Genomic DNA, 26,921 nt, shown 5'->3' on the forward strand with positions numbered 1-26,921 from the left:
GCCGTCCCGCGCCCACGCCAACGGATTCCAGCAGGCACGCATCCATGACCACTCAGGCCGCCGAAGTCGCGAAGCGCCGTACCTTCGCGATCATTTCCCACCCCGACGCCGGTAAGACCACCATCACCGAGAAGCTCCTGCTGATGGGCAAGGCGATCGCCGTCGCCGGTACCGTGAAGTCGCGCAAGTCCGACCGCCACGCCACGTCCGACTGGATGGAGATGGAAAAGCAGCGCGGCATCTCCATCACCACCTCGGTGATGCAGTTCCCCTACCGCGAGCACATGATCAACCTGCTCGACACCCCCGGCCACGAAGACTTCTCCGAAGACACCTACCGCACCCTGACCGCGGTGGACTCGGCGCTGATGGTGCTCGACGGCGGCAAGGGCGTCGAACCGCGGACCATCGCCCTGATGGAAGTCTGCCGGCTGCGCGACACGCCCATCGTCAGCTTCATCAACAAGCTCGACCGCGACATCCGCGACCCCATCGAGCTGCTCGACGAGATCGAGGCGGTGCTGAAGATCAAGGCCGCGCCGATCACCTGGCCGATCGGCTGCTACAAGGACTTCAAGGGCGTCTACCACCTGGCCGACGACAGGATCATCGTCTACGTCCCGGGCCACGGCCACGAGCGCATCGAGACCAAGGTCATCGAAAAGCTCGACTCCGACGAAGCCCGTGCCCACCTCGGCGATCTCTACGACAATTTCGTCGAAGAGCTGGAGCTGGTGCAGGGCGCCTGCCACGAATTCGACAAGGACGCCTTCCTCAAGGGCGAGATGACCCCGGTGTTCTTCGGCACCGCGCTGGGCAACTTCGGCGTCGACCAGGTCCTCGACTGCATCGTCGACTGGGCGCCGCAGCCGCTGTCGCGCGCCACCCACGAACGCAGCGTGGAGCCGACCGAGGAGAAGTTCTCCGGCTTCGTGTTCAAGATCCAGGCGAACATGGATCCCAAGCACCGCGACCGCATCGCCTTCATGCGCATCTGCTCGGGCAAGTACGAGAAAGGCATGAAGATGCGCCACGTGCGCCTGGGCAAGGACGTGAAGATCGCCGACGCGCTGACCTTCTTCTCCTCCGAGCGCGAGCAACTGGAAGAGGCCTATGCCGGCGACATCATCGGCCTGCACAACCACGGCACCATCCAGATCGGCGACACCTTCAGCGAAGGCGAGAACTTCGGTTTCACCGGCATCCCGCACTTCGCCCCGGAACTGTTCCGCCGCGTGCGCCTGAAAGACCCGCTGAAGTCCAAGCAGTTGCGCCAGGGCCTGCAGGAACTGGCCGAGGAAGGTGCGACCCAGGTGTTCTTCCCCGAGCGCAACAACGACATCATCCTCGGTGCGGTGGGCGTGCTGCAGTTCGACGTGGTCGCCAGCCGCCTGAAGGAGGAATACAAGGTCGAGTGCGCCTACGAGGCGATCAACGTCTGGTCGGCACGCTGGATCGAGTGCGACGACGAGAAGAAGCTCAAGGAGTTCAAGGACAAGGCCTTCGAGAACCTCTCCGTGGACGGCGGCGGGCACCTCACCTACCTGGCGCCGACCCGCGTCAACCTCAGCCTGATGGAAGAACGCTGGCCGGACATCCGCTTCCGCGCGACGCGCGAGCATCACTGATCGCACGGGAGGAGCCAGGAACAGCCTCCCTGTCTCCTCCCGCGGCGGTCTCGGCGCAGGGCGGATAACCCTATCGCGGCTATCCGTCGCTCCAGCGCGGTATCGGCGGACAGCCCCTGCGCAGGCAAAGCGAACGCGACGCTGCGCGAAACGCCTCCTTCCCTCCTCCCAGGCTCCCCTCCCCATCGCGCCATCGCTCCGTACGCCTGCGCCTTTCGCAGGCGGGTGACGAGACTTCCAGGTAGGAAATCCCTTCAAGCGCAACCAGGCAAGGACGCGGTTGCCCAAGCCGTTTCCGAAGGTGCCTCCTGAGCAGTTCAGATAGGTTGTCCGCCCCCGAGTGGCACGGCAGAGTGCCAGGGTTTATCTCATAGGGACTTGAGCATGAGCGGCAAACCCGCTGCGCGCCTGGGCGATCCGACCGCGTGTCCGCTGCCGGGCCACGGCAGCAACCCGATCGTCGGCGGCTCGCCCGACGTCTTCTTCGACCATCGGTCCGCCGCCCGCCAGGGCGACGCCACCGCCTGCGGCGCCACCCTCAGCGCCAACGTCATCGCCAACGTACTGATCAACGGCAAGCCCGCCACCGTGGTAGGTAGCGTCGGCACCCACGGCAACCTGGTGGTCGGCGGCGCGGGCACGGTGCTGATCGGCAACAGCGGCGGCGGCGCACCCGCTCTCGCCCTCGCCCCACCGAAGCTGTGCCTGCAATGCCTGCTGCTGGCGGCACGCCGCAACCAGGCCCTGGTGCCCCTGGAAAGCCTCGGCGGCGCACCGTGAGCCGGCTCCAGCCGGCGCTCGCGGCGCCTACGCCGGACAGCCGTCTGTTCGCCCTGGCGGACGGCGCCCGCTACCTGACCCTGGACACCCGCCTGGAAAAGGCCGCGGGGGAAATCCGCTCGCGCTGGCTGCTGGCCGGGAGCGAGCTGGACGAAATCGCCCATGCCGGGCCGGTCCTGATCGAATTCATGGACAGCGCCTCGCTTTCGTCATCGGGCGAATTCCTCGGCTGGCTGCGCGACTGGGACCGCCGCTCGCCCATGACCTCCTGGCTGTGGAGCCGGGCGTCCTTCGAAAACCTCGCGAAACACTTCGCCGGGCTGCTCTTCACCCGCATGCCCGACGGCCGCCGGGCGCTGTTGCGCTACTACAGCCCGGAAGTGCGCCGGGCGCTGGAGCAGGTCATGACCGCGCGGCAATGGACGCAAGTGATGGCGCCGCTGGAGCGTTGGCAGGTCTGGCAGCCCCTGCAGGGCGGCTATCTCGTCTATGACCGGGAAACGGAGCGGACCGCCGATGCTTGAACTGGATGCCGGCCAACTGGATCGCCTGCAGCGGGTCCGCGACGACGAAGTCATCGAGCGGGTCCTGCTGGAGGTACGCCGGGAGGCTCCCGCCTGGCTCGAACGACGCGGCCTGCTGCCCGCCATCCGGCAACTCGGCGAGCTGCGCGCGACGGCGCTGGAGCTGGGTATCGAAGAGCCCGGGACGATCGAACGCTTTCTCCTGCACGGCCTGGCCTTCCCCGGCTTCCAGGACACGCCGGCGTTTCTCGCGCACATGCGCCGGCCGCTGGCTGACAGCCCGGAACAACGCTTCCAGGACTACGAACGGATCGTCGAGTTTCGCCTGGCCAGCCAGAAATGGCGCGCGTACGAAACCTCGGGGAGACCGGCATGAGCGGCATAGGCGCGCTTTTCCGACCGCTGCCCCGCATGGGCCCGCGGCTGCCCTTCGAGCTACCCGCGCCGCCCCGGCCGCACTTGCCGATGCCGGCGCCGCGCCCGCTGCCGCGACCGGCCCCCGGCGCGCTGCCCAGGCCGGTACCGCGTCCGATGCCGGTGCCGCAGACCCTGCCCAGGACCGAGACCGGCACGCTGAGCCGCGACCGGACCCGGGAAGCCGAGCGCGATTGCAGCAAGAGCCAGGGCCGCGACAAGGACTGCGTGGAGTGCCCGCCGTCCCGGGGCGAAATGGCCATCGCCAATAACGGCAAGGGCCACAGCATGTCGGACCTGTCCGCGCGCTACCAGCAGTGGGTGACCAATTTCCCGTTTCCCCACGAATGGTTCTGGAGCGGCACCTGGTGGGACGGCTTCGACGAGCCGCGCTGCACCCTGCTGGAGGCGAAGGCCAACTACGCCTTCCTGTTCGTCCCGCTGCTCGGCGTGCCCAGGCCCTGGGCGCGGGCCAAGGTGAAGTCGGACCTGCTGCAGAAGGCCGAGGTCCACAGCGACAAGGCCCGACCGACCCCGCCGGTGTTCGTCGAATGGCACTTCCTGCAGCGGATCGTCTACGAGTACTGCGCCGCGGAGTACCTGCGCATGGGACTGGCCAACCTGAAGGCATTCTGGAATCCGATGCCGGGAACGGACGAGCACGACGACTACCAGGAAACCCGCGCGAAGGAACAGGAAGAGATGAAAAGGTTTTGCGAAGAGAACCCGGGGTATTGCGCATGACGGACGCCAAGGCTTTCAGGCGCTACATATTCGAGCTGTACTTCGATCCGGCACGGCTCCTCGAACTGGACGACGACCAGCACCTGCAACGGATAGAGCGCTTCCTCGATGCCCTCGCGCCCCTCCATCCGGTGCTGGAGAACTGGTACCTGTGCGGCGACTCCCTGCGCGATGCCCTCAGCCACAACGTCACCGAGCACCGCCAGGATCTCGCCAAGGCCCTGTCGCGTGACCGACGCACCCGGGCGGTGGAACTGGTGCTATGGAACGGCGAGGAGGATCCGCTCAAGGGCGGGTTGTCGCTGGACTACGAGGCCAGCGGCAGGGCCGTCTCGACCAGGCTCCAGTTGGAAGATGCCGGCAGCCTGCTGCAGGTGTTCGACGCACCGGCTTCCTCCTTCGTCGCGATCTTCCTCGCGGCGCTGGAAATCTGGCCCGAAACGACCTGGGGCATGCTCGCTCCGCATACGTATTTCGTACACCAGCGGACCTTCCCGGACCGCCGCAGCATCGGCTGGATCGGCTTCTGCCCGCATCCGCTAAGGGCCACGGACTTCCCGGCGGCTACGGAGCTGGTCGACATTCCCGGCCGTGGCACCCTGCTGCTGAACGGCCGCGAACCGATGGACGAAACCCGTCGCGAACATTTCGAGCGCGTCGGCGAAGCGGACATCAAGCTGATGGAACTGGGCTACCTGCCGCCGCTGCGCGGTTGACGACGTACGAAGCAAAAGCCGCCTGCGTTCCGTAGGGCGAATACGCTACCGGCGTTATCCGCCGGCATCCGCCGCAACGGCGGATAACCGCAGGCGGTTATTCGCCCTACCAGGCCCACGTGCCACACTGGAAGGGCACCCTGGAGGGGGCTCCGTTCCGTGGGGCGAATACGCCACCGGCGTTATCCGCCGGTATCCCGCCGCAACGGCGGATAACCGCAAGCGGTTATTCGCCCTACAGGCCCACGTGCCATGCAGAAAGGCCACCCTCGGGTGGCCTTTCTGCATGGCGACCAACGCCACGGGCGCTATCCGCTGCCTACCTGCGGTGCTTCTTCATCGCCACCCGGCGCAGGTCGATACCGATCACCACCGGGTCGTGGTCGGAGGCCCGGTACGGCTCGGCGTTGTACAGGCTGTCCTGCTGCCGAGGGGTCTTGAACTCGACGTTGTAGTCCAGCACCCGGGGCTCGTCGGCGTTGATGTGCCACTCCACCGCGCCGCGTACCTGGCGCGCCAGGCTGGCGTTGGCGAGGGCGTGGTCAAGGTAGCCGGACTGCCCGGAGAACACGTAGGAGTAGCCCTTTCCTGCGCCCGCCTGACGTGCCACCAGGTCGGTGTAGCCGGCGCCGCGGATGACGTTCACCGGGTCTTCCTTGGCATAGGAATTGAGGTCGCCGATGATCAGGCGGTCAGGTTCCTTGGCGCCCGTCGGATCGCCCGCCAGCCAGTCCACCAGGGCCTGGGCGGCGCGCGCCCGGGTCAGGTTGCAGTTGCCCTGGCCGTCGCCGGTGTCCGGGTCGCCGTCGCAGGCCGAGCCCTTCGACTTCAGGTGGTTCACCGCGATGGTCAGGCGTTCGCCGCCATTGATCTCCTGGAAGGTCTGGGCCAGGGTCGGACGGTTGCGGGTGTCGTCGAACTCCGGGTTCACCGAACTGTCGAGCACCGCCGCGGATCGATAGGTGCGGACCTTGTCGCCGCGATAGATCAGCCCCACGGCAATCTCGTCGCTGCCCAGCTTCGCCCGGTTCGGGTTGACGAAGGCATAGCGCTGGCCCTGGGGCAGGCTGGCGTTGAGGCCGTTGACCAGGTCGGCGATGGCGCTGAACTCGCCGTAGCCGTCGTTCTCGATCTCCATCAGGCCGACGATGTCCGCCTTCGAGGCGAGGATCGCCGCGACGATCTTCGCTTTCTGCCGTTGGAACTCCTCGACCGTGTTGGCTCCGCGCGAGGTGGGGAAACCGCCGCCCTTGCCATCGCCGTTGAAGTAGTTGAGCACGTTGAAGCTGGCCACCCGCAGGCGCCCTTCCACCGCCGGCTGGGCCGGACGCGGATTGGCCGCCTCGAAGGTCGGCGTCTGCAACGGCTGGATACGGTAGCTGCCGGCCGAGTAGTCGAGCACGCCGTCGATGGCGCTGGTGCGATCGCCGACGCGCAGGCTGTTGTAGGCGCTCAGTTCCGGCGCCGGGTAGCGGATCGGGTCGGGGTTCTGCCCGCTGCGGCCGTCGTCGAGGAGAATCCGGTCGAGGTCGTTGCGCGCCTGCATGGCCTTGGCCTGTTCGCCGGGAGCCACCACGTTGGTCGGAGTCATCTGGCGGCCGCCGGAGGACAGCAGGACCTCGCCGTAGCGGCCGAGGTTGTAGACCTCGTTGACGGTCAGCGTCTGGCGGAGCTGCACGCGCATGCCTTCGTAGCGCTCCAGCGCATCGGCGCTGGCCAGCGGCAGGCTGATGCCGGCCGGCGTCGGCAAGGCCACGCCGCTCGCCAGGACGCTGACCTGCAGCGGCCCGACCAGTTCGGTGAGGCCGTTGAACTCGCGGACCTGGCCGGTCACCCGGACGCGGTCGCCGAGCTTGACGTCGCTGCCGTTGCCGCCGTCGTAGACGAAGATGCCTTCGGAGGTCGCCGGGTCGCCGTCCACCGTGGCATCTTCCTGCTGCACGTAGAAGCCCTTCAGCTCGCTGGCGTTCTGGAAGTCGCCGACCACCACGCCCTCGATGGCGACCCGCTGGTTCACCAGCGGACTTTCGGCGCCGGCGCCCTGCACCTCGTGGATCGGTCGCAGGCCGGCCTCCTCGCCGCCGCCGGGCTCGCCAGCGCCATGCTGGCCGAGGTTGGCGAAGGTGTCGCGCGGGTAGCCCAGCCATTGCGCCGCCGGGTCGAAGGCGTCGCTGGGATCGCTGTCGCCGTCGCGGATGTCGGCCTTGCGCACCAGGCTCCGGTCAAGGGTCTGCACATCGCCGCTGCCCCAGGTCGTGCCGGGGTTGAAGCCGACCTGGCCGAGGCTGTCGAGGATCTCGCCGCTGCGCCGGCGCAGCAGCACCGCATCGTTGCCATTGAACCAGCTGCCTTCCACCCGCTGGCTGGCCAGCGCCAGCAACGCCGGGTCGGCCACGCCGTTGGCGAGGACGAAGGTCTTGCCCGGCGCCAGGCTGCCGCTCAGGTCGATGCTGCGGCCCGCCGCGCTGGCGCCGTTGAAATAGAACTCGACGCGGTAGGCGGAGAGGTCGAGGACCTGGCTGCCGCTGTTGTAGAACTCCAGCGCCTTGTTGTTGCCGCTGCCTTCGACATACTCGGAGATGATCAGCTCGGCGGCGTTGGCCACCGGCAGGCCCAGCAGGGCCAGGCCGCCCAGCAGGGCGGCGTTACGCAAGGGGTGCATCGGGATACTCCTTTATCGGAATGGGGTAGCCGCGGCTCAGGCGCCGTCGGGCTGCAGTTCCTGGGAAAACACCGGCTCGCCGTCGAGGTCGCGCAGGGTGACGGTGAGCGCGCGGCTTTGCGCATCGATCTCCACCTCGCCGAAGAACTGGTAGCCGGCGAAGGGGGAACTGTTCTGGACCAGCGGGGCCTTCTGGAACATCACCTGCGGGCCGAACGTGCCATCCAGCGCGTTGGGTCCGAAACTACCGGCATTGAGAGGCCCGGCGACGAACTCCCAGAACGGCGCGAAGTCCTTGAACGCGGCGCGCTCCGGGCTGTAGTGGTGGGCAGCGCAGTAATGCACGTCGGCGGTCAGCCAGACGGTGTTTCGCACCTCGGCGCGCTGGACGAAGCGCAGCAGGTCGGCGATCTCCAGCTCGCGGCCGAGGGCGGCACCGTCGTTGCCGTTGGCGATGGCCTCCCAGCGGTCGCGCCCCTGGGCGTCCTTGCCATCGGGCACGCAGAGGCCAATCGGCATGTCGGCGGCGATCACCTTCCACTGCGCGCGCGAACCGCGCAACTCACGCTTGAGCCATTGCAACTGTTCACGGCCGAGGAAATCGGTGGCGGCGCTGCGCCGCGCCTGCAGGTTGGCGCTGTTGCCGCCGCGGTAGCTGCGCATGTCGAGGACGAACACGTCGAGCAAAGGGCCGTAGGCGACCTTGCGGTAGATCCGCCCGTCGCGCCCCTGGCGCTGGAAGCGCAGCGGCGCGTATTCGAGGAACGCCTGGCGCGCGCGGGCCGCCAGCACGTCGATGTCCTTCACCTGGTAGCGCTCGTCGAGCTGCTTGCTGGAGGACCAGTTGTTGGTGGTCTCGTGGTCGTCCCATTGCCAGATCTGCGGCACCTCGGCGTTGAAGCGGCGCAGGTTGTCGTCGAGCAGGTTGTAGCGGTAGTTGCCGCGGAACTCGTCGAGGGTCTCGGCGACCTTGCTCTTGGCCTCGGTCACCCGGTTGCGCCAGATGCGCCCGCTCTCGGTCTCGATGCGTTCGGGGATCGGCCCATCGGCATAGATGGTATCGCCGCTGTGCAGGAAGAAATCCGGCTGGCGCCGGCGCATGGCTTCGTAGATACGCATGCCGCCGATATCCGGATTGATCCCGAAACCTTGCCCGCAGGTGTCGCCGCTCCAGACGAAACGGATATTGCGCGCCTCGCTCGGCGCACTGCGCAGGTGGCCGAACCAGGGCTTGCTCAGGCTGCCGTCGCGGGCATCCTCGAAGCGCACCCGGTAGAAGATCGACTGGTCGGCTGGCAGGCCACGCAGGTCGATGCGCGCGGTGTAGTCGAGGCGCTCGTCGGTGACCGGCGAGACCAGCCGACGCGGCTCGCTGAAGACGCTACGGGTGTCCCATTCGACGATCATCCGCGCCGGGCGGTCGGTGCGGCTCCAGACCAGCGCGCGGTCGCCCTGCACGTCGCCGGATTGCACGCCATCGGTCAGCTTCGGCCGCGCCCTGGGCGAGGCGATCACCGCCGGCGCGCCCAGCGCCGGCAACAGCAGTCCAGCGCCCAGGCCTTGCACGACGCGGCGGCGCTTGAGGTCCATCCCACTCATACCGGAGTTCTCCGCAGGCTTCACGAAGGTCCGGTTTACCGGGGCAAGTTGACAGGGGCGTTACGGGGACAGACAGGCTATCCGTTTGGTCAGGGGAAACGCCCATTCGCTCCGCGCCGCCCATGCGGCAACGAACCGGGCGTTGCCTCGCTGAAAAGAGCTTCAGTGAGTTTCAGGCTTCAGGGAATACACCCAATCGGAGGGGCGCGCCCAGCGACATTGGCGTCGCTATACGCCCCTTTCCACCGACCTCAGCCGCCCCGCGCCCCCTGAACCGGCCCCTGGGACGCCTCGCCGCGCTCCTCCTGCACTGCCCGCCCGGCCCGTTCCACGGCGTTCCACAACCAGGGCGGCAGGTGCTCCGGATCGAGGCTGTCGAGGAGGTTCTTGACCGCCAGGCCCAGCTCGGTGTCGCCCTCGATCACCAGGCGGCGGCGGAAGAACAGGGTATCCGGGTCCTCATGCCGGCTGGCCAGCAGCAGGAAGTCGCGCCAGTCGCCGCGGATGGTCACGCTGGCCCGTGGCCGTTCGACCAGGCGCAGGCCGCCGGGCACCCGGGTGACGCACCAGCCGACGCCGAGGTCCCTGACTTCCAGGCGCAGCCAGCGACCTTCCAGCAGGTCGAAGGCGCCCTCCTCCAGCGGCTGGGCGAACAGCCGGTTGGCGACCCGTTGCAGGACCAGGTGCTGGAGCCCGCGCGGAACCTTCGCCGCCAGCGGCAACAGGCGTCCGGCGACGCCGAGGAGCAGGCGTTGGCGGTTCAGCATAGCCCCGCCTCCTCTGCCCGCAGCATCCCCGGCCGGCCGTGCCAGTAGCCGTTGCAGCCTTCCACGGCGAGCGGCGGAGCGGCACCCTGGCGTACCCGGTCGAAGGCCGCGATCACCTCGGCCATGCCCTGCGCCCGAGGGCTCAGGCGTAGCAGGTCGGCGCCGCTATGTTCCAGCGAGCGGTAGTCGGCCAGCAGGTTGCTGACCTTGCCGGACATGGTCTGGATGCCGTTGAGGGTGAACAGCGCCTCGCCCTCCTGGCTGAGCAGCGGGATACCTTCGGGATACTGCTGGCAGCAGAACTGACAGTCGTCCTTGGGCCGGTTCTCCGCCCGCGCGGTGAAGCAGCGCGCCGAGTAGGCCAGCGGCAGGTGACCGTAGGCGAAGACCTCGGTCTGCAATTGCTCCAGGCCCAGCTGCGCAGCCTGGACGAGCACCCCGCGCAGCAGCTTGCCGGAGACTTCCACCGGCGGAATCCAGCGGCGCATGCCCCAGGAATACAGTTCGGCCAGGGCATGACCGTTGTAGAGGTTCAGCGCCGGACCGCCGACAAAGGGCACGCCGCGCTGGCTGAGGTAATAGACGGCGGCCATGTCGTTGGCCTCGACCCGGAGTTCGCCGTTCTCGCATAGCCGGCGCAGGCTGGACAGCTCCGAAGCGGCCTCGATCAGCGCCAGCCCGGAGAGCACCAACTCGGCACGGGTCGCCTGCGCCAGCTCGCGGGCCAGCGCCTGCCAGTCATTCAGGGACAGCGCCCGGCGCTTGGCGCAGACGGTCTCGCCGAGGTAGATGACGTCGAGCGGCTGGCCGGCCATCTCGGCGTAGAAATCGAATATCTGCCGCTTGTCCCAGTAGAACAGCAGCGGTCCCAGGCTCAGTTTCATCGCGGCGGTCCTCACTGCCAGGAACGGTGATAGGCGCCCAGGGTGGTCTGGTGCCCTTCGGAAAGTCCGGCCAGCGCGCGCTGCCATTGCGGCTGCACGCTATAGGCGCCCGGCGCGCTGGCGTAGCTGTCCAGCGCCTGGCGCCAGACCCGGGTGACCTGCTCGACGTAGGCCGGGCTGCGCTGGCGGCCTTCGATCTTCACCGCCGCCACGCCGATTTCCGCCAGTTGCGGGACCAGGTCCAGGGTGTTCAGGCTGGTCGGTTCCTCCAGCGCATGGAAGCGCTGGCCATTGACCAGGAAACGGCCCTTGCAGAGGGTCGGGTAGCCGGCCGCCTCGCCGGCGGCGTAGCGGTCGATGAGCACTTCGTTGAGGCGCGAGGTCAACCCCTCCGGTTCCTCGCTCCAGCGCACCGCCCTGGCCGGCGAACAGACGCCGCAGAGGTTCGGCGACTCGCCGGTGACGTAGGAGGACAGGTGGCAGCGGCCCTCGGCCATGATGCACAGGCTGCCGAAGGCGAATACCTCCACCGGCACCGGACTGCCGGCCGCCACCTGGCGTACCTGCGCCAGCGATAGCACGCGAGGCAGGACCGCGCGACGGATGCCGTAGCGTTCGTGATAGAGGGTCAGGGCCGCGGCATTGGTTGCCGAGCCCTGCACCGACAGATGCAGATTGAGCCGCGGATAACGTTTCGCGGCATAGCCGAGCACCGCCACGTCGGCGGCGATCAACGCATCGACGCCGAGGTCGGCGGCCTGGTCCACCGCGCGCTGCCAGCGCTCCCAGCCCTGCGCGCTGGAATAGGTGTTGACCGCTACGTAGAGCTGCCGCCCGGCCTCGTGGACTCGCCGCAGGCCTTCCTGCAACTGGCGTTCGTCAAGGTTGAGGCCGGCGAAATGGCGGGCGTTGGTGTCGTCGCGGAAACCGACGTAGATGGCATCGGCGCCCTGTCGCAGGGCCGACTTCAAGGCGGGCAGGCTGCCCGCCGGACAGACCAGTTGCATGGGGTTGCTCCTCTGGCGAAAAACGCGCTCCGCGGCAGTGGGCAACCCGGGGCACAGGCGCCACACTCTAGAAAGACGCTCCCGGTCGGCGCTTGACCGGGATCAAGAAGGCCTCAGGCCATCAGTGCGGAGAACGGCAGAAAGTCGATCGCATCACCCACGCCCAGGGTGGCGCCGCGCTCGATCACCGCCAGCCCGTCCGCCCAACTGGCGGCAAGCAGCATCGCCGAGCCCTGCTGCGGGTGGATTTCCACCCGCCCCCGTTCATCGAGCCGCGCCCGCAGGTACTGGCGACGCGCCCGCGGTTGCGGCCAGTCGAAGGCCGCCGGCAGCGCCAGCGGCCGCGGCACTACGTCGAACAGTCCCTGCTGGCGAAGCAGGAACGGACGCGCCACCAGCAATGCGGTGACCAGCGCCGCCGCAGGGTTGCCGGGCAGCCCCAGCCAGGGCTTGCCGGCCACGGAGCCGAAGGCGAACGGCTTGCCCGGCTGGATCGCCAGGCGCCACAGGTTGACCTCGCCAAGCTCGGCGATGGCGCGCTTGAGGTGGTCTTCCTCGCCTACCGAGACACCGCCGCTGGTGACCAGCGCGTCCCATTCGGAGGCCGCCAGGCTGAGCGCATCGCGGCTGGCCACCAGTTCGTCGGCGAGCACTTCCTCGTCGTGCACCTCGAAGCCGAGGCCGCGCAGCAAGGCGCCGATGCAGTAACGGTTGGCGTTGTAGATCTGCCCGGCCAACAGTGTCTGGCCGGGCTCGCGCAATTCGTCGCCGCTGCTCAGCAGGCCGATGCGCAAGCGCCGACGCACCGAGACCGTGGCGACGCCGAGACTCGCCAGCAGGCCGAGTTCCTGCGGGCGCAAGCGCTGTCCGGCACGCAGCACCGGCGCGCCGCGACGCAACTCCTCGCCGCGCCGGCGCACATGCTGGCCGGCGCTCACCGGCGGCAACTGCACGCGCTCGCCGTCGACCACGCAGAGTTCCTGCGGCACCACGCAGTCGGCGCCGGTCGGCAGCGGCGCGCCGGTGAAGATCCGCGCCGCCTGGCCCAGCGGCAGGCTCATGCCGCGGGTGTCGCCGGCGGCGATCCGCGCGCCGACCGTCAGGCTGCCGCCGCTGCGCGGCAGGTCGGCGGAGCACAAGGCGTAGCCGTCCATCGCACTGTTGTCCCAATGCGGCAGGTCCATCGGCGCCAGCAGGTCCTCGCCGAGCACTCGTCCCAGCGCCCGCTCCAGGGCCAGGCTCTCGCAGGCTGGCGGGCGCGGCGCGCGCGCCAGCAGTTCGGCCAGCGCCTCGTCGAGCGGGCGCAGTTGGCCGCCATCGCAGGCGCAAGCGCTCACGAGCGGCACCCGCAGCCGGCCACCGGCGCCACGGCTGGCGGGGTCTTCAGGTGCGGGACGAAATTGCACGGGCGGGTGCGGCTGTCCAGTTGCGCCAGGAGAATCTCGTTCCAGGCGGTGCGACAGGCGCCCGGCGAGCCGGGCAGGCAGCACACCAGGGTGCCGTTGCTGAGCCCGGCCAGCGCCCGCGACTGGATGGTGGAAGTGCCGATCTCGCGCTGCGAGACCTGGCGGAACAGTTCGCCGAAGCCCTCGACATCGCGCTCGAACAGCGGTCCGACCGCCTGCGGGGTGTTGTCCCGCGCGGTGAAGCCGGTGCCGCCGGTGATCAGGCCGACCTGTACCTCGGGGTCGGCGATCCAGGCCGAGACCACCGCGCGGATCTGGTAGATGTCATCGGTCTTCAGGCTCCGCTGGTGCAGGCGATGACCGGCGGCCAGCAGCGCGTCGGCGAGGGTCTGGCCGGAAGTATCGGTTTCCAGGGTACGGGTGTCGCTGACGGTGAGGATGGCGATGTTCAGCGGCTGGAAGGTGGAGGTGGCCAGGTGGCTCATGGAAGGGAGTCCTCGGAACGGGCGATGCCTCAGCCTGAACCGCGGGCCCCCGGCTGGCTATTCCTCCGAAGAGGTAAGCCGGCGGCGCGAGGAGGTAGCCGTCACTCCTCCCAGCGCTGCGCGGCGGCCTGGTCGCTGCAGCGGCCTTCGACCCAGCGCGGGCCTTCGGCGGTGTCTTCCTTCTTCCAGAACGGCGCGCGGGTCTTCAGGTAGTCCATGACGAAGTTGCAGGCGTCGAACGCCGCCTGCCGGTGGGCGCTGGCGCAACCGACGAAGACGATCGGCTCGCCCGGCTCCAGGCGGCCGATGCGGTGGAGGATCTCCAGGCGCAGCAGCGGCCAGCGCTGCCCGGCCTCGGCGGCGATCTTGCCGAGGGCCTTCTCGGTCATGCCCGGATAATGTTCGAGGAACATCCCGCCGACCTCGCGACCGTCGTTGAAGTCGCGCACGTAGCCGACGAAGCCGACCACCGCGCCGATGCCGACGTTCTGCGCATGCAGGGCGTTAAGCTCCTGCCCCGGATCGAAAGCGGCCTGCTGGACGCGGATGGCCATGGGTTCAACCTCCGGTGACGGTGGGGAAGAAGGCGACTTCGTCGCCGTCCTGCAACGGCTCGTCGAGGCCGCACAGTTCCTGATTGCGCGCGCACATCAGGTTCTGCTCGCCGAGGGTACGCTCCCAGACCCCGCCGCGCTCCACCAGGAGCTGGCGCAAGGCGCCGAGGGTCGCCAGCCCGGCGTCCCAGTTCAACTGCTCGCCGTCGACGCCGAGGGCTTCGCGGTAACGGGCGAAATACTGCACGCGGATCATGCCTGCCCTTCCTCCTCTTTGCGGTAGTGGCCGCTCTTGCCGCCGAGCTTCTCCAGCAACTGGACCTGCTCGATGACCATCCCGCGGTCCACCGCCTTGCACATGTCGTAGATGGTCAGGGCCGCGACGCTGGCGGCGGTGAGCGCCTCCATCTCCACGCCGGTCTGCCCGGCCAGCCGGCAACGCGCGCGGATGCGCACGGCGTCCGGCGCCTCGGCCTGCAGTTCGAGCTTGACGCTGGTGAGCAGCAGCGGATGGCACAGCGGGATCAGTTCGTGGGTGCGCTTGGCCGCCTGGATGCCGGCGATCCGCGCCACGGCGAAGACGTCGCCCTTGGGATGGCCGCCGTCCTGGATCAGTTGCAGGGTTTCCGGGCGCATGCGCACCACGGCCTCGGCCGTGGCTTCACGGGAGGTCACGGCCTTTTCCGTGACGTCGACCATGTTGGCGCGGCCCTGGGAATCGAGATGGGTCAGCACGTGGGTGCTCCTGATGGAAGGTACTGGCCAGTCATTGTAAGCCCTGGGACGCGAGCGGGGATGGTTTGGCCGGATTCTGAAGGGGAATGATTGTATACAGAAAGAGGTATGCCCTCGTTGGCGAATGACCACCCGGTGAAATTTTCCTGACAGCCCTGCCGGTCCGTGACGATCGGACTAAGATCGCAACAGGCTTCCCGCTCCGGAGAACGGAAAGATGACGGACCGACTGCGCGTACTCTTCGTCTGTATCGCCAATGACGCCCGCTCCCTGATCGCCGAGGCCATCCTGCGGCACACCGACGGCGAACATTTCGCCGCGTTCAGCGCCGGCGTGCGCCCCGCTGGCGTCGACCCGCGCACCCTGAGCGTGCTCGAACACGCCGGCATCCCGACCCAAGGGTTGAGTAGCAAGCCGCTGGAGACCTTCGCCGGGGAGTCCTTCGACTATCTCATCGACCTCTGCGACAAAGACACCGACGAACTCGCACAGTTGCCGCACTCCGCCCAGACCCTCGCCTGGAGCTGCAGCGACCCGACCCTCCAGGAAGGCCTGGAAGGATTCAGCCATGTCCTGCAGGAGCTGAACGACCGGGTCCGGCTGTTCCTGGCAGTGAAGAACCGCCCCCATGGGGAACGCTCCTGAGCCGCGCCACCAGCGACGCCCCAGTCGCCGTGCCTCCCGGCGACCTGCCAGTCCTGACAGGTAGATGAAGGTTTGATGACGTCGTCGAGAAAGCTCGACTAGCGTTGGTCAATACCTATACCGCGCCGGGAGCGCTGGACAGGGCCCACAGGGAGGTGCCCCATGCAACTGCGAATGCACCCTTCGACCAAGGGCGGATGGATCGTCCAGGTCGGCGCCTATCGCATCCCCTTCCATACCGAACGGGAAGGTCGGGAATATCTGCGCAAACTGCGCGAGCGGATCGAAGCCCCCCACGCGCTGCCCGGTTCGCCCAAGCCCCGGATAATCCGCCAGGCCAGGTAGCCGACCCGCTCAGGTGCGGCCGATGGCTTTCCCCAGCAACCTGGCAAGGCGCCGAACGGATTCCTCGGCCCGGTCCAGGGCGGCGGCCTCGGACCTGCGCCATTCCGCGCTCAGGGGGCGCAGGTCGGCCTGCTCTTCGGCCCTGAGGCACCATTGCTGGTGGTCGTGCCAATCCCCCTGCATGGTCTGTAGCGTTTTCAGCGTGTCGAGCACCTTTCCCGGCAGGGGGCAGAGGTCCGGGTAGGCCTCCTGCGAATAACGTGCGCGCTTCACCAACAGGCGGATGTCGTGAAGATCGTGTCCGGGATCGTCGAGCGCCGCCAGCAGCTTGCGCAACTGGTGCCTGATTCGCTTGCTCGCCTCCGCCTCGAGATCGTCGAGGCGACCTTCCGTCATCGCCCGCCGGACACCGTCCGGCCAGGCGTCCAGCGCGTCCAGCAAATCCTTGATCTGTGGACTGCTCCCTGCCTGCCGATACCAGCGGAGCACCGCCTGCCTGCGCAGCGAAGCCGGAATCAGCAGGCCATGGCGCTCCAGCTCGGCCGCCATCACTTCCATGTCGCGGATCGGATTGGTGGCCTGCCCGAGGGCTTTCGCCGCGCGATCCAGGTCCTCGGCCAGAGCCCCCAGGCGCAACGGTTTCAACAGGCTGCGCAGGCGCCTGGCGGCGACGCGCAGATCGTGCAGCGCTTCCGGGTCGGTGCCCTCGACGATCCTGGCATAGGCATGCATGACCTCGACTTCGAGGCCGGAAACGGTGCGAATCACGGATGCGGCGAAAGCCATACGGCGGACTCCCGGAACTGGGGCCCGAAGTCTAGGACATGTTGCAGATCCGTGAACGCCAGCCGCTGCGCCCGGCTCGAGGCCGGGCGCAGCGCAACGCCTGCGACGCCGCGTGGTTACATATGCGCCTCGGCGTACTCCGCCAGCACCGAGCGCGGCACCCCTTGCAGGGTCACGTGCACGCCGTGGGGGAAGTCCTTGAAGCGTTCGGTGAGGTAGGTCAGGCCGGAGCTGGTGGCGGACAGGTAGGGCGTGTCGATCTGCGCCAGGTTGCCCAGGCAGATCACCTTCGAACCGCTGCCGGCGCGGGTGATGATGGTCTTCATCTGGTGCGGCGTGAGGTTCTGGCATTCGTCGATGAGGATCAGGCTCTGCTGGAAGCTGCGCCCGCGGATGTAGTTCAGCGACTTGAACTGCAACGGCACCTTGCTGAGGATGTAGTCGACGCTGCCATGGGTGCATTCGTCGTCCATGTGCAGCGCTTCGAGGTTGTCGGTGATGGCGCCGAGCCAGGGCTCCATCTTTTCCGCCTCGGTGCCGGGCAGGAAGCCAATGTCCTCGTCCAGGCCCTGCACGCTGCGGGTGGCGATGATGCGCCGGTAGCGCTTGCTGACCATGGTCTGCTCGATGGCCGCGGCGAGCGCCAGGATGGTCTTGCCGGAACCGGCGGCACCGGACAGGTTGACCAGGTGGATGTCCGGGTCGAGCAGCGCGTACAGCGCCAGCGACTGGTACACGTCGCGTGGCCGCAGGCCCCAGGCTTCCTGGTGCAGGAGCGGTTCCTGGTGCAGGTCGAGGATGGTCAGCTCGTCCTGCTGGATGCCCTTGATCCAGCCGACGAAGCCCTGTTCGTCGACGATGAACTCGTTGATGTGCACCGCCGGCAGGTTGTCGGTGAGCTGCACGCGATGCCAGGTACGGCCGTGGTCCTGGCGGGTCTCGACCTTGCTCACGCGGTCCCAGAAAGAGCCGGCGAGGGAATGGTAGCCGCGCGACAGCAGGGCCACGTCGTCGATCAGCTGGTCGGTGTGGTAGTCCTCCGCGTCCACCCCGCAGGCGCGCGCCTTCAGGCGCATGTTGATGTCCTTGGTCACCAGCACCACGCGCACGCCGCTGTGGCGGCTCTTCAGCTCGACCAACTGGTTGATGATCTTGTTGTCGTTGAGGTGCTCCGGCAGCCAGGTGATGGGCTCGGCACGCTTGCTCATGAGGATCGACAGGCTGCCGCTGGGGCCGTTCTTGCCACGCTGGATCGGTACCCCTCCCTCGACCTGCTCGGGCGTGGCCTCGCCGAGTACCTGGTCGATCAGGCGGATGGCCTGGCGGCACTCGGCGGCGATGGTGTGCTTTCCGGTCTTCAGCTTGTCCAGCTCTTCGAGCACCGTCATCGGGATCGCGACGCGGTGTTCCTGGAAGTTCAACAGGGCATTCGGATCGTGGATCAGGACATTGGTATCGAGGACGTACAGGGTGGGCTGGGTGGGGCGGGAACGTCCGTGGTCATCCATACGCGATCACCTTCTGCTAAGGGCCTGGCGACGGAATGCCGGGTCGGCGCTCCGCCGGGGGGCGAGCCGCCTTCTCTCTTCCGGTGGGGAGAGCCTGACAGCAGAGGTGAGGGCCGGGGCCGCCACCTGTGCTGCAGGGTTCGGCGGTCTACGGTTCCACAAATACCGCAAAAAATATGACGGTAAAAAGTACTTTTCGTCATCAGCAGGTTTTTTTTCCGCAAGCGACGAAATACCTTGGCGCAGCCCTTCGCGAGGTCTAGTGTTATCGGTCCCACCCCTGTGAAAACCCTCCGCTTTTCCGTGCCGCAACGGTTTTCCAGCGCCATTCCCCCTCCCCCCTGCTCCTGCGACATAAAGCCGCCACTGCCCCCTGCGCCGCCTTCCTGTATGAATCCGGAGCTTGACCTTGACACGATGTCAAGGCTGAACCTGGCGACAGATCTCACCGGCGCCCCCCAGGGCGCCTGCGGTGCCACTTCTGTCCATTCCAAGGAGGACTCATGAACAGCGCCACGCTAACCGAGCTCGATCTGCCGGTCAGCGGCATGACTTGCGCGTCCTGCGCCGGCCGTGTCGAACGAGCCCTGAAGAAAGTGCCCGGGGTCGCGGCCGCCTCGGTCAACCTGGCCAGCGAGCAGGCCCGCGTACAGGCCCCGGCGGACAGCCTGCCGGCCCTGGTGGCGGCGGTCGAGCAGGCCGGCTACCAGGTTCCGGCGCGCAGCCTGGAACTGTCCATCGAGGGCATGACCTGCGCCAGTTGCGTCGGCCGGGTCGAGCGGGCGCTGAAGAAGGTGCCCGGCGTACGCGAGGTCAGCGTCAACCTGGCCAGCGAGCGCGCCCACCTCGAGCTGCTCGGCGCCGTGGACAGCCAGGCCTTGCTGCAGGCGGTGGAACAGGCCGGCTACAAGGCCCGCCTGCTCGACGCGGGGCAACCACGCCAGGACGATGCCGAGCGCCGCCTGCGCCGCGAACGCTGGTGGGTGATCGCCGCGCTGTTGCTGGCGTTGCCGCTGGTGCTGCCGATGCTGGTGGAATGGGCCGGCCTGCACTGGATGCTGCCGCCGTGGGCGCAGTTCCTCCTGGCGACCCCGGTGCAGTTCGTCATCGGCGCGCGCTTCTATGTCTCCGCCTGGCGCGCGGTGAAAGCCGGTGCCGGCAACATGGACCTGCTGGTCGCCCTCGGCACCAGCGCCGGCTACGGCCTCAGCGTCTACCTCTGGCTGACCGCCCCGCCCGGCCACATGCCGCACCTCTACTTCGAAGCCTCGACCGTAGTGATCGCCCTGATCCTCCTCGGCAAGTACCTGGAAAGCCGCGCCAAGCGCCAGACCGCCAGCGCCATCCGCGCCCTCGAGGCGTTGCGCCCGGAGCGCGCGGTGCGCCTGCGCGACGGTCGCGAGGAAGAGGTGGCGATCGCCGAGTTGCGCCTCGGCGACGAGGTGGTGGTGCGTCCCGGCGAACGCTTCCCGGTGGACGGCGAGGTGCTCGACGGCAGCAGCCACGCCGACGAGGCGCTGATCACCGGCGAGAGCCTGCCGGTGCCCAAGGCTCCCGGCGACAAGGTCACCGGCGGCGCGATCAACGGCGAAGGCCGCCTGCTCCTGCGCACCACCGCGCTCGGCGGGGAAACGGTGCTGGCGAAGATCATCCGCCTGGTGGAAGACGCCCAGGCCGCCAAGGCGCCGATCCAGAAGCTGGTGGACAAGGTCAGCCAGGTCTTCGTCCCGGTGGTGATCCTCATCGCACTGGTCACCCTCGGCGCCTGGCTGGTCGCCGGGGTCGGCCTGGAGCAGGCCCTGGTGAACGCCGTGGCGGTGCTGGTGATCGCCTGCCCCTGCGCCCTCGGCCTGGCCACCCCGACCGCGATCATGGCCGGCACCGGCGTGGCCGCACGCCACGGCATCCTGATCAAGGACGCCGAGTCCCTGGAAGTCGCCCATGCGGTCACCAGCGTGGCCTTCGACAAGACCGGCACCCTGACCTCCGGGCGACCGCAGATCATCCACCTCGGCGGCGACGACCAGGAGCAACTGCTCAGGCTCGCCGGCGCCCTGCAACGCGGCAGCGAGCACCCGCTGGCCAAGGCCGTGCTCGAGCGCTGCGCCGAGCGCGACCTGGAGGTTCCGCCGGTGAACGCCAGCCAGGCCCTCAGCGGTCGCGGCATCCAGGGCGAGGTCGAGGGTCGCCGGCTGGCCCTAGGCAACCGCCGCCTGCTCGACGAGCAGGAACTCAAGCCCGGCGCGCTGGCGAGTGCCGCCGCGGACTGGGAGGCCGAGGGCCGCACCCTGTCCTGGCTGCTGGAACTGGCTCCGGAGAAACGCGTGCTCGGCCTGTTCGCCTTCGGCGACAGCCTCAAGGACGGCGCCGCCGAAGCGGTGGAGGCCCTGCGCGAACGGGATATCCACAGCCACCTGATCACCGGCGACAACCGCGGCAGCGCGGCGGTGGTGGCCAAGGCCCTGGGCATCGACGACGTACACGCGGAAGTGCTGCCGGCGGACAAGGCCGCCACGGTCGCCGAGCTGAAAGGCCGGGGCCGGGTGGTGGCGATGGTCGGCGACGGCATCAACGACGCCCCGGCGCTGGCCGCCGCAGACGTCGGCATCGCCATGGGTGGCGGCACCGACGTGGCCATGCACGCCGCCGGCATCACCCTGATGCGCGGCGACCCGCGCCTGGTGCCGGCGGCGCTGGACATCTCGCGGCGGACCTACGCGAAGATCCGCCAGAACCTGTTCTGGGCCTTCATCTACAACGTGATCGGCATCCCGCTGGCGGCCTTCGGCCTGCTCAACCCGATGGTGGCGGGCGCGGCGATGGCCTTCTCCAGCGTCAGCGTGGTCGGCAACGCCCTGCTCCTGCGACGCTGGAAGCCCTGAGCCAGCACGCCAGGCACATGGGGTGGCGCGCCTAGCGCAACAACCCCATGTGCTTGGCCCGCGCCACCGCCTGGGTGCGGCGCTCGACGCCGAGCTTGTCGTTGATATGGCGGGCGTGGCTCTTCACCGTATGCAGCGAGATGAACAGCCGCTCGCTGATCTCCTGGTTGGACAACCCCTGGGCGATCAGCTCCAGCACCGCCAGTTCGCGCCCGCTGAGCACCTCGCCCGCACTGCCCACGGGCTCGGCGGGCGGCTCCGGCAACAGCGCGCGCATGCGCTGGGCGCCGGGACAGGCAGGGAAGCGCTGCAACTGTTCGCGCAACCATTCCGGCTGCTGCACGAGCAATTCGTGGAGCGGCAGCAAGGCTCCGCCGACTGCGCCCTCCATGGCTTGTTGCAGGGTCGCCAGCGCCTCGCGCTCGCGGCCCTGCTCCAGGTGCAGCGCGGCCAGTTGGCCGAGGGCCAGGCGAGCCGGCAGCAATGCGCCGTTCTCCCGCGTCGAGCGGGCCAGCCGATCCAGACGCCGGGCGGCCTCCTCCGGGCGTCCTTCGCGGCGCTCCAGGCCGGCCTGGAGCAACTCCACATGCAGCGGCAGCAGCGGACTGCATTCCGGCGGCGTGGCCGCCTGCCCGCCGTAGGTGCCGCCCAGGCGCTGTAGCCAGACGCCGGCCAGTTCGGTCTGGCCCTGGGCCAGCCAGAGTTCGCACTTGATCAGGGTGATCGCCGCCAGGTAGTAGATCGGCGGGATATCCCAGGCATGCATCAGCCGCTCGACGTCGCCAAGCCGGGCGAACGCCGCCGCGTAGTTGCCCAGGCGCCCTTCCAGGCTGGCCAGGACGCAATAGCCGATCACCAGGCTGACATCCCGGCAACTGCGGGTTTCCTCGATTCCCTGCTTGATCCACTTGCGCGCTTCGTCCGGCTGCAGCGCCAGGCTGCGCAGGTAGCCGCGGTACAGCAGGAGCCGCCCGCGCACCGCGTAGCGGCGTTGCGCCGGCAGGTGCTGGAGGCGTTCCAGGCCCTGGCGCACCTCCTCCTCAGCGCGCGCCACCTCGCCGCGCGCCTGGAGGACGCGGGCGCGGTCGTAATGGACCAGTGCCTCGAACAGCGGGTTGCCGTAGCGCTGGGCGAACTCCAGGGCGTCGCGGTTGTAGTTGCGCGCCTGCCAGAAGTCGCCACGGGTCACCGCCAGGTTGCTCAGCGTCGACAGGCATTGCAGGCGGGTGCCATAGCGCTCCCCGGCGAGGTCCTGCAAGGCCTCGCGGCAGTGCGCCTCGGCCTTGTCGATGTCGCCGCGGCCGCGCGCGATCACCCCGCTCAGGGCCTGCCACTGGGCCAGCAGGTCGCGCTGCGCAGACTCGTCCGGCGCCGGCAGGAAACGCGCCAGTTGGCCAGCCAGCTCTTCCGCGGCATCCAGCTGGCAGGCCAGCGCCAGCGCCCAGCCGTACAGCAGGATCAGGCGCGGCGTGCTCGCCAGGAGGCTGCCCGGCAGGTCCATCTTCCAGCGCAGCAGGGTGGCGATGTTCTGCTCCGCCAGCAGTTGCTCTTCCGACAGGTTCTGCACCAGGCTCGCCGCCACGTCCGGCTGGCCGGCGCGCAGCGCCTGCTCCACCGCCTGGTCGAGCAGGCCATGGCGGCTGAACCAGCCGCAGGCGCGCAGGTGCAGGGAGCCGGCGGACGGACCGAAGTCGGGCAAGGGACGCGCCAGCAGCAGGTCGGAGAACAGGTGGTGGTAGCGGAACCACTGGCCGTTTTCGTCCAGCGGCACGAGGAAGACCTGGTGCTGCTGCAGGTGGTCGAGGATCGCCGCGCTGTCGCCGGCCTCGCGCACGGTATCGCAGAGTTCGGCGCAGAAGCGCTCGAAGCGTGCGGTCTGGGCGAGGAACGCCTGGACCTCGGACGGCTGCCGCTCGATCACCTCCTCCAGCAGGTAGTCGCGGATCAGCTCGTCGGCGCCGTGTACCCCGGGACTGACCTGCTCCTCTGGATCGCCGCGCGCCAGCAGCCAGAGGCGCAGCCCGGCGACCCAGCCTTCGCTGCGCTCGAGCAGCGCGTCCAGCGCGTCCTCGTCGAGTTCGAGGCCGCTGGCGGCCATCAGCGCCCCGCTCTCCTCGGCGGTCAGGCGCAGGTCCTGTTCGCTGAGTTCGAGCAATTGCCGCGACAGGCGCAGGCGCGCCAGGTGCCAGTCCGGCCGCTGCCGGCTGGTGACCAGCAGCACCAGGCCTTCGGGCAGGTGGTTGAGGAGGAATTGCAGGCAGCGGTCGAGCACCGCGCCCTGGGCCAGGTGGTAGTCGTCCAGCACCAGCAGCAGGGGACGCTGCGGGTCCAGGCAGGGGCCGAGTTCGTCGAGCAGGTCGTCGAGCCAGGTCTCGAAGGCGAACGGCTGGTGGCGCTGGCGCATCTTCAGCAGGCCAAGGGCCTCTTCGCCCAGGGTCGGGTGGTACTGTCGCAAGCCATCGAGCAGGCGTTCGAGGAAACGTCCGGGATCGCTCTCGCGGCTGCTCAGTCCCAGCCAGAGGCTCTGCCAGCGCGGGTCGAGGCTTTCGCAGAACTCGATGGCCAGGGAACTCTTGCCGAATCCGGCGGGCGCAGCGATCAGCAGCAGGCGACCGTCCAGTCCGTCGCGCAGTCGACGGCAAAGACGCGGGCGCGCCACATGGGCCGACGGCAGCGGGGGGCGGAAAAAGCGGTTGGCCGTCGGCAGGACGGCGGATGGAGTGCCCGAGAAGGTACGCGAGAAGTCAGTCATCACCCGGTTTCTTGGTTTATGTATGGGGCGTGAACGCTCCGGAGACTAACCACAAGTGATGGCTATTTGAAGCACTATCCATCGGCTCGGACGAAATAGCGCACCGGCGCTTCAGCTCGATAACCAAGGAAAGACCGGTTTCCCGGCGCGGTCCAGGCGCGGCAAACGTTTCCCGGCCACACAGGTGCCCGCCGGGAGGATGGCGACGACGGAATCCGCGGGCGAGGCGGGAAAACACTTTGTAATGAATTGACGGCCGGAGCGGCAGCGCCACCCGCGAAAACGAAGAAACCGGCACAAGGCCGGTTTCTTCGTGGCTAGGAACGCCGTTTCTCAGCGTACCCCTTCCTGGCGCAACGCCGCCGGAGTGTAGTCGCTTTCCGAAGCGCTGTAGTTGAAGTCGTAGGCCTGTTTCTCCTCGTTCTTCATGCCCAGCGCCAGGTAGCGGCCGGAGAGCAGGTCGTAGAGGGTTTCCACCGCGTACCAGGGCACCTGCTTGTCGTAGTACTGCTCGGCATGCGCCTCGGCCACGCGCCACAGGGTGCCGCGACCGTCGTAATGGTCGATCTCGGCGGCCTGCCAGGTGTCCTCGTCGATGTAGAAGTCACGCTTGGCGTAGATGTGCCGCTCGCCCGGCTTCAGGGTCGCGACCACATGCCAGACGCGGTGCAGCTCGTAGCGGGTCAGGTCCTGGTTGATGTGGCCGGCCTTGACGATTTCGCTGTACTTGATCTTCGGATCGTCGAGCTTGTAGCTGTTGTAGGGAATGTAGATTTCCTTCTTGCCTTCCAGCTTCCAGTCGTAGCGGTCCGGCGCACCGTTGTACATGTCGAAGTTGTCCGAGGTGCGCAGGCCGTCGGCGGCGGTGCCGGGACCGTCGTAGGACACCTGCGGAGCCCGCCGCACGCGGCGCTGGCCGGCGTTGTAGAGCCACGCCAGGCGCGGCTCCTTGACCTGGTTGAGGGTCTCGTGGACCAGCAGCACGTTACCGGCCAGGCGCGAGGGCGCGGTGACCCGCTGTTTGAAGTAGAACAGCACGTTGCTCGGCTTGTTCGGGTTGTAGTCCTTCAGGTTGGTACGGAAGGTGAAGGCATCCTGGAAGTAGACCAGCTGGTAGGAGCCGTTGACCTGCGGAGTGGCCTGGGTCACCAGGCGCCGGACGCTGCCGCCGCGATAGCGGGTGATGTGGTTCCAGATCACCTCCAGGCCGTTCTGCGGGATCGGGAACGGGTTGGCGGTATCGAAGTTCTCCAGGCCGTTGCCGCCTTCCACCAGCTTGGTGGTGGTGGCGTTGCGCTTGGCCGCCTCCTGCACCGCCGCCGGGACGGTGGCGCTGCGGTGGGTCTTGTATACCGGGATCTTGTAGGTATCCGGGTAGCGCTTGAACATGGCCAGTTGGCCGGGAGTCAGCTTGTCCTTGTACTGGTCGACGTTCTGCGCGGTGATGGTGAACAGCGGTTGCTCGCTGGCATAGGGGTTGGCGAGGAAGCCACGGCTGTCGACGCTGCCGGCGTTGGTCGCCAGGCCGCCATCCCAGGCGGGGATGCTGCCGTCGGCGTTGCCGGCCTTCTCCGCCCCCAACGGAGTCAGGCTGGTGCCGAGCTTGGCCGCCTCGTCGGCGGATACCGCCGCCATCACCTGGGTGGCCAGCAGGCTCAGGGCCAGTACACCGGTATGCAGAAGAATCTTCGTTGTTTTCATTCGCTCGTCGTCCTCGTTAAGTCCTGCTCGCCGGCCCGGTTCGCACCGGGCCGGCGTACATCAGAAGTTCATGCCGAAGCTGAGCGCGACGAAGTCGCGATCGTCCACGGTGGTGTACTTGCCGTCGAAGAAGTTGGTGTAGGAGAGGCTCGCGGTGTAGGTGTTCTGGTACTCCGCGTCCACCCCCAGGCTGACCGCCTTGCGGCCTTCCTCGAAGTTGGCGCCGGGGCCGGGCGAATAGCCATCGACGTCGTGCGACCAGGCCACACTGGGCTTGAGGTTCACGCCCATGAACACGTCGTTGTAGTCCCAGATCGCACGGGCGCGATAACCCCATGCGTCCGAGGTGGTATAGCCATCGTTCTCGCAGTAGCGGCTGACGTTGTTCGCTTCGGCGGTGCCCAGCGTGCTGACGTTCAGCGCCTGGCAGCTGGCCAGGCCGGAGATGGTCCCCGGCAGCGGCCCCGGTCCGAAGACCGGGTCACGCCCGTAGCGTGCCTTGGAGGTGCTTTCCAGGCCGCCGACGTGGGTCCAGCCGATCTCGCCCACCAGGGTCAGGCGCTCGGCGCCCATCACCTGGTCGAAGAAGTGCGTCAGGGTGGTCTGCAGTTGGGTGATCTCCTTGCGCCGATAGCCGTGCAGGTCCTGCCCGGCCTGGCCGTTCAGCACCGAGGCGTTGTCGTAGGGGCGGTTGCCGCCGATGCTCACCGGGTCGAGGCCGGCGAAGAGGATGTCGGTGGTGTTCAGCTGCACCGGCGCGTTGGGCCGGTAGCTGACTTCGCCGCTCCACGCGGTGCCGTTGGGCAACGTGGTGGAGAAGCTCAGGCCGAACATGCGGATATCTTCCGGGTACTCGATGAAGTAGCTGGAGTTGCCGGCGGTGGCCGCCGCCGCGGCCTGGGCGGCCAGTGCCGGGTTGATCGCGGCGAGGCGGGTGGCGAGGTCATTGATCGCCGCCATGGTGCTGGCCGAGGCGCCCTGGCCGCTGAAGATCGGCAGGCGGCTGTGGTAGTTCATGTAGTAGGCGCCGAACTCGGTGTTCAGTTCGTCGGCGAAGTAGCGCAGGGCGAAGCCGTACTGGCCGCTGTCGCGAGCGTCGCGGTCCGGCCCGCGGCGGACCAGGATGCCCTCGTCCCAGGGCGACGGGGTAACGCTCAGGCCAGCCCCGGCGAGCACGTTGTTGAGCAGGTTGATGGACGCCTTGTTGTTGGTCAGCACCGCCAGGTTCTGGTCGCAGCCATCGGCCACCACGTCCGGCTGGGAGAAGAAGGTGCCGCAGTTGTCGACCACCGTCTGGTCCCACTCGATCTGGTAGAAGCCTTCGGCGGACAGGTTGTCGGTGAGGTTCTGCGACAGGTAGAACATGTTCACCGGGATCAGGCCTTCCTTGATCTCC

General features: G+C 68.1%; 24 protein-coding genes. 9 read left to right on the forward strand and 15 right to left on the reverse strand.

Going from position 1 to position 26,921, the window contains the following annotated elements:
• Window positions 1-44 precede the first annotated feature (44 nt).
• The 6 genes from HMPREF2914_RS17770 to tsiT all read left to right on the forward strand — a co-directional run bounded on the left by HMPREF2914_RS17770 (window position 45) and on the right by tsiT (window position 4,806).
• Window positions 45-1,628 (forward strand): peptide chain release factor 3, encoded by a 1,584-nt coding sequence (locus HMPREF2914_RS17770; protein WP_003093004.1) that lies wholly within the window; start codon window positions 45-47, stop codon window positions 1,626-1,628.
• A gap of 384 nt (window positions 1,629-2,012) precedes the next feature.
• Window positions 2,013-2,408, forward strand: a complete 396-nt coding sequence (locus tag HMPREF2914_RS17775; RefSeq protein ID WP_003093006.1) for a PAAR domain-containing protein — start codon at window positions 2,013-2,015, stop codon at window positions 2,406-2,408.
• Window positions 2,405-2,932, forward strand: coding sequence for a DUF4123 domain-containing protein (locus tag HMPREF2914_RS17780; protein WP_003093008.1), 528 nt, complete (start codon window positions 2,405-2,407; stop codon window positions 2,930-2,932). The genes HMPREF2914_RS17775 and HMPREF2914_RS17780 overlap by 4 nt, the downstream gene beginning before the upstream one ends.
• On the forward strand, window positions 2,925-3,308 hold the full coding sequence (locus HMPREF2914_RS17785; RefSeq protein ID WP_003132626.1) for a hypothetical protein: 384 nt from the start codon (window positions 2,925-2,927) through the stop codon (window positions 3,306-3,308). Before HMPREF2914_RS17780 ends, HMPREF2914_RS17785 begins: the two co-directional genes overlap by 8 nt.
• Complete coding sequence (gene tseT / locus HMPREF2914_RS31765) at window positions 3,305-4,090, forward strand: type VI secretion system effector protein TseT (protein ID WP_003104240.1); 786 nt, start codon at window positions 3,305-3,307, stop codon at window positions 4,088-4,090. Before HMPREF2914_RS17785 ends, tseT begins: the two co-directional genes overlap by 4 nt.
• On the forward strand, window positions 4,087-4,806 hold the full coding sequence (gene tsiT, locus HMPREF2914_RS17795; protein ID WP_003161898.1) for a type VI secretion system immunity protein TsiT: 720 nt from the start codon (window positions 4,087-4,089) through the stop codon (window positions 4,804-4,806). The genes tseT and tsiT overlap by 4 nt, the downstream gene beginning before the upstream one ends.
• Window positions 4,807-5,125: 319 nt before the next feature.
• Here tsiT and HMPREF2914_RS17800 read toward each other — a convergent pair whose 3' ends face one another.
• The 10 genes from HMPREF2914_RS17800 to moaC form a co-directional block, all read right to left on the reverse strand.
• The gene (locus HMPREF2914_RS17800; protein WP_003132624.1) at window positions 5,126-7,468 is read right to left on the reverse strand and encodes an endonuclease/exonuclease/phosphatase family protein; all 2,343 of its coding nucleotides are present in this window, start codon (window positions 7,466-7,468) and stop codon (window positions 5,126-5,128) included.
• A 36-nt stretch (window positions 7,469-7,504) separates the two neighbouring features.
• Complete coding sequence (locus HMPREF2914_RS17805) at window positions 7,505-9,067, reverse strand: alkaline phosphatase D family protein (protein WP_003104245.1); 1,563 nt, start codon at window positions 9,065-9,067, stop codon at window positions 7,505-7,507.
• Between the two features lie 251 nt (window positions 9,068-9,318).
• Window positions 9,319-9,834, reverse strand: a complete 516-nt coding sequence (locus HMPREF2914_RS17810) for a ubiquinone anaerobic biosynthesis accessory factor UbiT (protein ID WP_023092468.1) — start codon at window positions 9,832-9,834, stop codon at window positions 9,319-9,321.
• Window positions 9,828-10,718 (reverse strand): U32 family peptidase, encoded by an 891-nt coding sequence (locus HMPREF2914_RS17815; protein WP_023092467.1) that lies wholly within the window; start codon window positions 10,716-10,718, stop codon window positions 9,828-9,830. Before HMPREF2914_RS17815 ends, HMPREF2914_RS17810 begins: the two co-directional genes overlap by 7 nt.
• 11 nt (window positions 10,719-10,729) lie before the next feature.
• Window positions 10,730-11,725, reverse strand: a complete 996-nt coding sequence (locus HMPREF2914_RS17820) for a ubiquinone anaerobic biosynthesis protein UbiU (protein WP_003110917.1) — start codon at window positions 11,723-11,725, stop codon at window positions 10,730-10,732.
• A gap of 113 nt (window positions 11,726-11,838) precedes the next feature.
• Window positions 11,839-13,062, reverse strand: a complete 1,224-nt coding sequence (gene glp / locus HMPREF2914_RS17825) for a molybdopterin molybdotransferase MoeA (protein ID WP_003114306.1) — start codon at window positions 13,060-13,062, stop codon at window positions 11,839-11,841.
• Window positions 13,059-13,616 carry a molybdenum cofactor biosynthesis protein B gene (moaB, locus tag HMPREF2914_RS17830; RefSeq protein ID WP_003093023.1) on the reverse strand — a complete coding sequence of 186 codons (558 nt, stop codon included), beginning with the start codon at window positions 13,614-13,616 and terminating at the stop codon, window positions 13,059-13,061. Before moaB ends, glp begins: the two co-directional genes overlap by 4 nt.
• Before the next feature lie 101 nt (window positions 13,617-13,717).
• Complete coding sequence (gene moaE / locus HMPREF2914_RS17835) at window positions 13,718-14,170, reverse strand: molybdopterin synthase catalytic subunit MoaE (RefSeq protein WP_003093025.1); 453 nt, start codon at window positions 14,168-14,170, stop codon at window positions 13,718-13,720.
• Between the two features lie 4 nt (window positions 14,171-14,174).
• A complete protein-coding gene (gene moaD, locus HMPREF2914_RS17840; protein ID WP_023084006.1) occupies window positions 14,175-14,426 on the reverse strand; it encodes a molybdopterin converting factor subunit 1 in 252 nt (83 codons plus the stop codon).
• Window positions 14,423-14,905: a cyclic pyranopterin monophosphate synthase MoaC gene (moaC, locus tag HMPREF2914_RS17845; protein WP_003093030.1), complete on the reverse strand. Its 483-nt coding sequence runs from the start codon at window positions 14,903-14,905 to the stop codon at window positions 14,423-14,425. The genes moaD and moaC overlap by 4 nt, the downstream gene beginning before the upstream one ends.
• Window positions 14,906-15,122: 217 nt before the next feature.
• Between moaC and HMPREF2914_RS17850 the strand changes: the two genes are divergently transcribed.
• Both HMPREF2914_RS17850 and HMPREF2914_RS17855 read left to right on the forward strand, forming a co-directional pair.
• Window positions 15,123-15,551, forward strand: coding sequence for an arsenate reductase ArsC (locus HMPREF2914_RS17850; RefSeq protein ID WP_003093032.1), 429 nt, complete (start codon window positions 15,123-15,125; stop codon window positions 15,549-15,551).
• Window positions 15,552-15,713: 162 nt separating this feature from the next.
• Window positions 15,714-15,896, forward strand: coding sequence for a hypothetical protein (locus HMPREF2914_RS17855; protein ID WP_003110789.1), 183 nt, complete (start codon window positions 15,714-15,716; stop codon window positions 15,894-15,896).
• Window positions 15,897-15,905: 9 nt separating this feature from the next.
• Here the strand turns inward: HMPREF2914_RS17855 and HMPREF2914_RS17860 are convergent, their stop codons facing one another.
• Window positions 15,906-16,682 carry a CHAD domain-containing protein gene (locus HMPREF2914_RS17860; protein WP_023092466.1) on the reverse strand — a complete coding sequence of 259 codons (777 nt, stop codon included), beginning with the start codon at window positions 16,680-16,682 and terminating at the stop codon, window positions 15,906-15,908.
• Between the two features lie 116 nt (window positions 16,683-16,798).
• Window positions 16,799-18,190 (reverse strand): PhoH family protein, encoded by a 1,392-nt coding sequence (locus HMPREF2914_RS17865; RefSeq protein ID WP_003093038.1) that lies wholly within the window; start codon window positions 18,188-18,190, stop codon window positions 16,799-16,801.
• A gap of 503 nt (window positions 18,191-18,693) precedes the next feature.
• Here HMPREF2914_RS17865 and copA1 point away from each other — a divergent pair.
• Window positions 18,694-21,072: a copper-translocating P-type ATPase CopA1 gene (gene copA1 / locus HMPREF2914_RS17870; protein ID WP_003132619.1), complete on the forward strand. Its 2,379-nt coding sequence runs from the start codon at window positions 18,694-18,696 to the stop codon at window positions 21,070-21,072.
• A 31-nt stretch (window positions 21,073-21,103) separates the two neighbouring features.
• Here the strand turns inward: copA1 and HMPREF2914_RS17875 are convergent, their stop codons facing one another.
• The 3 genes from HMPREF2914_RS17875 to HMPREF2914_RS17885 form a co-directional block, all read right to left on the reverse strand.
• The gene (locus tag HMPREF2914_RS17875) at window positions 21,104-23,824 is read right to left on the reverse strand and encodes a winged helix-turn-helix domain-containing protein (RefSeq protein ID WP_070702837.1); all 2,721 of its coding nucleotides are present in this window, start codon (window positions 23,822-23,824) and stop codon (window positions 21,104-21,106) included.
• A gap of 333 nt (window positions 23,825-24,157) precedes the next feature.
• Window positions 24,158-25,525: a DUF1329 domain-containing protein gene (locus HMPREF2914_RS17880; RefSeq protein ID WP_003103009.1), complete on the reverse strand. Its 1,368-nt coding sequence runs from the start codon at window positions 25,523-25,525 to the stop codon at window positions 24,158-24,160.
• A 60-nt stretch (window positions 25,526-25,585) separates the two neighbouring features.
• Window positions 25,586-26,921 (reverse strand): DUF1302 domain-containing protein (locus HMPREF2914_RS17885; protein ID WP_070603798.1); only part of this gene is annotated, 1,336 nt, incomplete at its 5' end.

The organism is Pseudomonas sp. HMSC067G02, from assembly GCF_001813485.1.
In the GTDB taxonomy this organism is placed as follows: Bacteria; Pseudomonadota; Gammaproteobacteria; order Pseudomonadales; family Pseudomonadaceae; genus Pseudomonas; species Pseudomonas aeruginosa.